General features: G+C 40.2%; 2 protein-coding genes. Both read right to left on the reverse strand.

Annotated elements, in window-relative coordinates:
* Positions 1–198: 198 nt before the first annotated feature.
* Entirely contained in the window at positions 199–1,236 is a 1,038-nt protein-coding gene (locus IQ228_RS24760) for an anthranilate phosphoribosyltransferase family protein (RefSeq protein ID WP_027404165.1), read from the reverse strand.
* 116 nt (positions 1,237–1,352) lie between these two features.
* Positions 1,353–2,282, reverse strand: coding sequence for a LysR family transcriptional regulator (locus tag IQ228_RS24765; RefSeq protein ID WP_027404166.1), 930 nt, complete (start codon positions 2,280–2,282; stop codon positions 1,353–1,355).
* Positions 2,283–2,383 lie beyond the last annotated feature (101 nt).

Raw genomic sequence — 2,383 nt, forward strand, 5'->3', positions numbered from 1 at the left:
ATAGTATCGTTGCATTTGTACCTCAATCTCACCAGGGTAAGTTTGCATCATCTATCAGTTCATCCATCTACCCCTCTAGTGTATAGCTATCATTGGCAGTATTACACCTTATTTAATCCACGATCCTTAGTAAGCGGATTAATTAGGAATAGTAGGAGTCACCGAGTCAGGAGTTAGAAGAAAGAATGGGTTATAAATTTAACCCAGCAGCATCTTAATTTGGTGCAGTTTAGCAGCTAATAGACCACTGGTAATTAATTCGGCGGCTTTATCTATACCAGCTTGCATATCTGGACAAATCCCACTGCGCCATAAGTAAAAACCACCATTCCAGAGGGCTGTTTGCATTAATTCGCTGGCTTTTCCCGTCAAAACCCCTTGCATACCTTGAATGAGTTCTTCTGTAGTAGTTAGAGGAACATTTTTAGTAGTAAAGCCATATTCACGGGGTGAAAGTTGTAGACGGGTTAATGTTTCTGGATTTGATGAAGATAAACCAATAATGGCTGTGCGATCGCGTGGTAAGTCACAACTACCTTCTAAGCCCTTAACAAAAGTATATTTTGTCACCCCACGTAATCCTAAAGCGGCTTGAAACATTGCTTCCGTAGGTGGATGAACAAAACCGGCAATAATATGGGCTTCCCCCATGTATGGACACCAAATTAACTCCATTGTTGCTAATGGTGGACGTTTCCCCAATTGATCACGATATTCCCACAAAGTTTGATTTAAAGGAAAATGTTTGGGTGTGTAAATAAAGCCAATTCCTGTTTCTTCAAAAATCCCCTGGGTTTGTTTCAGTGATAAACCAGTCCAATCTATTCCTAAACCTTGCCAAATCTCGATTAAAGGTAAACCATATTTTGTGGGTAAGCGGTCTCCACCGTGCATAATTACAGGTTGTCCCGCAGCAGCTAATAACAAAACCATAATGATATTAATGGGTGCAGTACGGGTTCTGCCATCATGGGGTATACCCAAAACGATGACAGGTTGGGCTATTGCCGACAATTTTGGACCTAGTTCATAGTAAGCATCTAACATTCCTGCTAACTCTTCCCCAGTAGGGCGCTTAATCCGATGGGCAATTAAAAACGCGCCAATTTGTGCTGGTGTCGCCTCAGATAATAACATCATTTTTGTCGCAGTAGCTGCTTCAGTACGGGTTAAATGATCTGATGTGTGACTTCCACTACCTACTTTTTGGATAAATTCCCGAAATTTATTAGTCATTTGTCATTTGTCATTTGTTAATTGTTAGTTGTTAGTGAAAAAAGGCAATTTAAAAGGAAAAGTGCTGTATAGGCTCAAATTGATAAGGAAACTCCTTCCACAATTCTTTTTTACTCCTAACTCTTGCTAGATTTTTCAGGAATATTATCCTTGACAAGTTGCCAAAAATATTGTATGGGAGGAATGTGGAGACGATCTTGAGTTGTTACCATGACTACCTGACGAGTTAGGGGGGAATTATGAACTAAATTACTATTTTCGCAGAGGGGACGGACAGCCAGAGTGGGGTCATATTTGGCTTCTATGAGTGCTGACTGGGGAAGTAAGGCAATGAGTTCTCCTTGACGAACTACCCCCCGAAAGGCATCTAGGGTATTTACTTCTAAAGCTGTTTTAAGTGTAGTTTTCATCTGTTCAAACTTATCTTGAATCAGACGTTGCATTCCATAACCATCCTTAAATACTACTTGAGGATAACGAATTAACTCTAACCAGGGGATACACTCATATTCAGCTAGGGGATGATTGGCTGCGGTGAGGACTTCTATGGGTTCTTCGTATAGGAATTCTATAGCCATTTCTTTGCCTGTAATCAGAAAGCGATTGTGCATGACAATTGCTAAGTCTACCAAACCATCTTTGAGGACTTTCAGAGAGCGATCACTTCCCAATGATGTAACTCGCAATTGGACATCTGGATAATGATGACAAAACTTTTGTAACACGGGTGGTAAGTAAGAAGCACAAACTGAGTGTATCGCTGCAATACATAGTTCTGGTTGCTTTCCTCCGATTAAATCTGTTAATTCCTGTGTAGCCAACTCCCATTCCTGACATATTTTATGCACACGAGGAAGTAATCGTTCACCACCTAACGTTAATTTGGCATGGGAGGTTCTATGAAATAGTTCTATCCCTAAATCTGCTTCTAATGCCTGAATTTGCCTACTAATAGTTGATTGAGTCACACCACATTGTTTTGCTGCTTGTTGAAAGCTGCCAGTTTGAACAATCGCCAAAAAGGCTTGCAACTGCTCTAGACGCATTTTGATTTAACCTAAGTATAAAATTATAGCTCTTATTAATTTAACGGGTTATTTGTATAATTTCTGTCTCTTATACACACTGACGCTGCCGACGACCTAGA

The sequence above is a fragment of the Dolichospermum sp. LEGE 00246 genome, from assembly GCF_015207865.1.
GTDB classification, from domain to species: Bacteria; Cyanobacteriota; Cyanobacteriia; order Cyanobacteriales; family Nostocaceae; genus Dolichospermum; species Dolichospermum heterosporum.

Coding starts and splice junctions, on each gene's coding strand:
- IQ228_RS24760 (WP_027404165.1), bottom strand. CDS start 1,236: ATGACTAATAAATTTCGGGAATTTATCCAAAAAGTAGGTAGTGGAAGT.
- IQ228_RS24765 (WP_027404166.1), bottom strand. CDS start 2,282: ATGCGTCTAGAGCAGTTGCAAGCCTTTTTGGCGATTGTTCAAACTGGC.